This is a genomic window from Methylobacterium sp. 22177, assembly GCF_052045615.1.
Taxonomy (GTDB): Bacteria; Pseudomonadota; Alphaproteobacteria; order Rhizobiales; family Beijerinckiaceae; genus Methylobacterium; species Methylobacterium radiotolerans.
Genome location: NZ_JBQEPK010000103.1, coordinates 1 through 4,044 on the forward strand (window position 1 = coordinate 1; position 4,044 = coordinate 4,044).

Here is a 4,044-nt window from a genome sequence, read left to right on the forward strand (position 1 = left end):
CGGCGAGGAGACAGACGATGGGACATTCTGCACACGATCCGGCCGTCAAAGGACGGCCGGCCTGGAATGCTGGCCGCAAGCTTGGCGCCAAACGAGCCCTCAAGCCTCAGCAGGTCTGGGCCATCCGGTTCTGGCTTGACCGCGAATTGCGCACACGCGACCGAGCAATGTTCGACCTTGCCATCGACAGCAAGCTGCGCGGCTGCGACATCGTCAAGCTAAAGATCGGCGATCTCGTCAGTGGCGGTCGCGTTCGTAGCCGGGCCATCGTCATCCAGCGCAAGACCGGCCGACCGGTGCAGTTCGAATTACTCGAACCCGCACGAACCAGCATCCTCGCATGGCTGGAGGCCAGGGGTGGTACGCTCGACGACTACGCTTTCCCCAGCAGGCTCGACGGCGTCACGCACATCAGCACCAGGCAGTATGCACGCTTGGTCGATGAGTGGGTCGCGGGCATCGGGCTGCGCAGCGAGGATTATGGCACCCATTCCCTCCGCCGCACGAAGGCGTCGTTGATTTACAAGCGGACTGGCAACCTGCGTGCCGTCCAGATCCTACTTGGCCATACTAAGATCGAGAGCACGGTCAGATACCTCGGCGTCGACGTCGAGGATGCCCTGACCTTGGCAGAGGGAACTGAGATTTGAGCGTTCGGCCCCTCGGCTTTTGTGTCGAGGGGCTCCGGAACCGGCCCGGCAGCAAAGCGCCCAACGCAGTCGTACACGAACGGTCGAACGACCCCGAAAGCGGAAGTGTTTTCCGCCGCTGCTCCAGCAGTGATGAGCCTATTGCGGCCGCTCAGCTGAACGCGACGGCTCTCCGGTGAGCAGCCGATCTCGCCGGCTGCCGCAGCAGGCACCCTTCAAGGTTCGATGAGTTCGACCTGATCCGCAGGCAGCGAACGCCACCAAGCGCCAGACGCACGGAATGCCTCGTAGGCTAACCGTAGGACATACTCCGGCTGACAGTGCGACGGGTCGATCTCACGGCGGGCCTCGTTGCGCGCGAGGAGCATTTCCCAGGAAAGGTCGAATACCTTCCACTCGACCGATAGACCGTATTGCTCGATGACCTGAAGCTCGGCCTCGAACACCTCCCGGGTAAGGTGGGTGTCCGCCATCACCACGTTGAACCCAGCCGCCAGGGCGGCATCCAGGGCAGCGACCTTCACGCCGTGGAGGAGCCCGCGAGCTCCCTCGTCCCAGCCCGTCCGTCGCACCTGCCAGTAAACCTGACGGTCCGGCGGCCAGAATGTCTGGCGCAGGTCGTCCAAGGTGAGGTGCACCCAGCCCTGCAGAGGGTCGTACCGGCGTGCGTAGGTCGTCTTGCCCGCGCCAGGGCACCCGATCAGCCCGACGACCCTCTGCCGGCGCGGGGAGGCCTCAACGTCCATGGAGCGCTGGGTCAGTCATGGTTGGCGGCGTGCTCGTCCTCGTCGAGCTCGAGGTCAGCCTCGACGGTCTCACCGCGCAGGTAGCGCGCCTGGACCTCGGCGACACGGCGGGCAGCCTGCGCGTGGCGGTTCGACACGAGGCTGTCTGGGCCGAGGTCCCCGCCGCGCTTGGCTGCCAGCAAGTCCGGGTCTCCCCAGCGGTTGAGAAGGACCCGGAAGGCATCGTGCCGGGCGACGTCGAAGGGGATGCGCTGGCCCATCATGTCCTTGTAGGGGTGCCCCGGATGGATGCCGGCGCAGGGGACCCAGCCCGCCGGAATCGGGGTTGTCGCCGCGTGTGTGCGGCCGCCGCGCAGGAGCTTGGGCAAGACGTGCGTGTGAGGCCCCTCCGGGCTGGTGCCGCCGGGTCCAGGGATCGGGGCGTAAACCTCGATGCGGCCGATCCGGGCGAGGAACACCCGGTGGGGGCTCAGCGCCACGAGTTGGCGACCGATCGGGCTCGCGGGGTCGAACAGGGGAAGCCCGACGCCGGATCGGAGACAGGCGATGGTCCCAGGGTCGCTCGTGCGCACGCAGGCATCGATCGCTAGGAGGCCGAGACCCAGGTCGAACAGGATGTCATCCCGGTCCCGTTCGCGGGCGGCGTCCCGATCAGGGCCGAGTTCCGTCACCACGCCGCGCCGGTTCATCGCGCAACTCGCCTCCGGCAGGCAAAGGGCGACGGCGTGGTTCCAGCCGGTCGCGACGGCGGTCTCATAGGCCACCGGACGTAAGTCGTGACTGGGAGCGAGCGCGATGGCGCCCCGCTCCGTCGCCAGACCCATGCGCCCGTCCGGCAGCGGCAACGTGGCCTCGTCGGGATCACGCATGAACTCGGCGATGGCCCCGAAGCTGCCGAGGCTCCAGGCTGTGCCGGGATCGGCCAACGCCTCGCGCAACAAGGTCGTGACCGCGTCAGCCCGTGATGGTGACGTCATCGCGTTCCTCCGTCGTAGCCCCGGACCGCGCCCAAGGCAGGATGTATCGTGTTCCGTCGCAAGCCCAGCCCCGCTCAGCCCTGATCCCGAACGCCTCGGTCAGTAAGACGTCGGTCAGGGCCATCTCCGGGGTGCCGTCCGCGACGAGGTGGCCACCGTTCAGTACGACGATGCGGTCGCAGAACCTGGCCGCGAGCGTCAGGTCGTGCAGCACGGCGACGACGCCGGTGCCGTCCCGGGAGACGCCCCGCAGAAGCGCCATCGCGTCGAGCTGGTGTGCTGGGTCGAGGGCCGTGACCGGTTCGTCGGCGAGAAGCCACGGCGCCTCGACGGCAAGCGCCCGGGCGAGCAACGCGCGCATGCGCTCGCCCGAGGAAAGAGTCGGCTCGGGTCGGTCAGCGAGATGAGCAATGTCCGTACGCGCCATCGCCCGCGCCACCGCCATCTCGTCGGCCTCGGCCAGGGATGCGAATGCACGACGATGCGGAAGCCGGCCGAGCGCCACGATCTCGCGAACCGTCATCGGCCAGCCAACCCCCGCACCCTGGAACAGGGCGGCGATGCGGCGGGCACGCTCCTCGCGGGCCAAGCCGGACAATGGACGGCCGTCGAGGGTGACCTGACCCTGCGTCGGGTCAATGAGCCCCGCCATGGCACGAAGCAGTGTGGTCTTGCCGGCTCCGTTTGGGCCAACCAACCCGACGAAGCGGCCGGGCTCCAGGGTGAGACCGATGTCCGAGAGGATGGTTCGTCCATCCAGCGTCACCTGGGTGTCGTGCAGGTCGAGGCTCATGCCTGCCTCCCGCGGCTGCGCAGGAGCAGCACGATCAGGAACGGCGCCCCAACCAGAGCGGTCACCACGCCGAGCTTGAGTTCGGGCCTGGTGGCGAGCAGGCGCACGCCAATATCCGCCACAAGGACCAGGACCGCCCCCGCGAGGCCGCTCGGCAGCAGGCACGCGCCGGGGCGGGCACCGACGAGGGGCCGCATCAGATGCGGCACGACGAGGCCGACGAAGCCGATGGCGCCGGAAACCGCGACCCCGCTGCCGACGGCCAGGGCCGCACCGGTGACGAGACGCAGGCGCACGGAGACCAGGCCGACCCCAAGGCTCGCGGCGGTGTCCTCACCGAGCGTCAGGGCGTCGAGGGCGGAGCCGGTCGACAGCATAAGGGCCCAGCCGACAACCATTAGCGGTAGGCACAGGAGCACGTGGTCCAGGCTGCGGTCGCTGAGCGAGCCCATCAGCCAGAACACGATCTCCAGGGCCGCATAGGGGTTCGGCGACAGGTTCAGTGCCAGCGCGGTCAGCGCCCCGGCCAGGCTGGACAGGCCGACTCCCGCGAGGATCAACCCGAGGGTGCTGCTGCCGCGGGCGGCGAGCGCGTTCAGGAGGAGTGCGGCAATACCGGCACCGGCGATGCCGCCGAGCGGCAGGGCAAGGCTCATGGAAGCGGCGAAACCGCCGTAGAAGACGATGACGGCACCGAGCGCCGCCGCGGAGGAGATGCCGAGGATGCCGGGGTCCGCGAGCGGGTTGCGCAAGTAGCCCTGCATCGCGGCGCCGGTCAGGCCGAGGCTGAAGCCGACCAGCACTCCGAGCAGGGCGCGCGGGATGCGAAGCTCCCACAGGACCAGGGCCGGCAGCGTCGTGCGACCGGCGACGAGGTC

5 protein-coding genes are annotated in these 4,044 nt (G+C 68.6%); 1 reads left to right on the forward strand and 4 read right to left on the reverse strand.

Features of this window, described 5'->3' with window-relative positions; translation table 11 throughout:
- The first annotated feature begins 17 nt into the window (after window positions 1-17).
- Window positions 18-650 (forward strand): tyrosine-type recombinase/integrase, encoded by a 633-nt coding sequence (locus tag ACTJK8_RS32130; RefSeq protein ID WP_440763193.1) that lies wholly within the window; start codon window positions 18-20, stop codon window positions 648-650.
- 215 nt (window positions 651-865) lie between these two features.
- On the opposite strand, the gene ACTJK8_RS32135 is transcribed toward ACTJK8_RS32130, so the two are convergent.
- From ACTJK8_RS32135 to ACTJK8_RS32150, 4 genes are all read right to left on the reverse strand, one after another.
- Window positions 866-1,396: an AAA family ATPase gene (locus tag ACTJK8_RS32135; RefSeq protein WP_059408525.1), complete on the reverse strand. Its 531-nt coding sequence runs from the start codon at window positions 1,394-1,396 to the stop codon at window positions 866-868.
- 11 nt (window positions 1,397-1,407) lie between these two features.
- A complete protein-coding gene (locus tag ACTJK8_RS32140) occupies window positions 1,408-2,373 on the reverse strand; it encodes a DUF6925 family protein (protein WP_440763191.1) in 966 nt (321 codons plus the stop codon).
- Window positions 2,351-3,166 carry an ABC transporter ATP-binding protein gene (locus tag ACTJK8_RS32145; protein WP_059408527.1) on the reverse strand — a complete coding sequence of 272 codons (816 nt, stop codon included), beginning with the start codon at window positions 3,164-3,166 and terminating at the stop codon, window positions 2,351-2,353. The genes ACTJK8_RS32140 and ACTJK8_RS32145 overlap by 23 nt, the downstream gene beginning before the upstream one ends.
- On the reverse strand, window positions 3,163-4,044 hold an 882-nt coding region (locus ACTJK8_RS32150), incomplete at its 5' end, for a FecCD family ABC transporter permease (protein WP_440763192.1). The genes ACTJK8_RS32145 and ACTJK8_RS32150, both read right to left, overlap by 4 nt.

Coding starts and splice junctions, on each gene's coding strand:
- ACTJK8_RS32130 (WP_440763193.1), top strand. CDS start 18: ATGGGACATTCTGCACACGATCCGGCCGTCAAAGGACGGCCGGCCTGG.
- ACTJK8_RS32135 (WP_059408525.1), bottom strand. CDS start 1,396: ATGGACGTTGAGGCCTCCCCGCGCCGGCAGAGGGTCGTCGGGCTGATC.
- ACTJK8_RS32140 (WP_440763191.1), bottom strand. CDS start 2,373: ATGACGTCACCATCACGGGCTGACGCGGTCACGACCTTGTTGCGCGAG.
- ACTJK8_RS32145 (WP_059408527.1), bottom strand. CDS start 3,166: ATGAGCCTCGACCTGCACGACACCCAGGTGACGCTGGATGGACGAACC.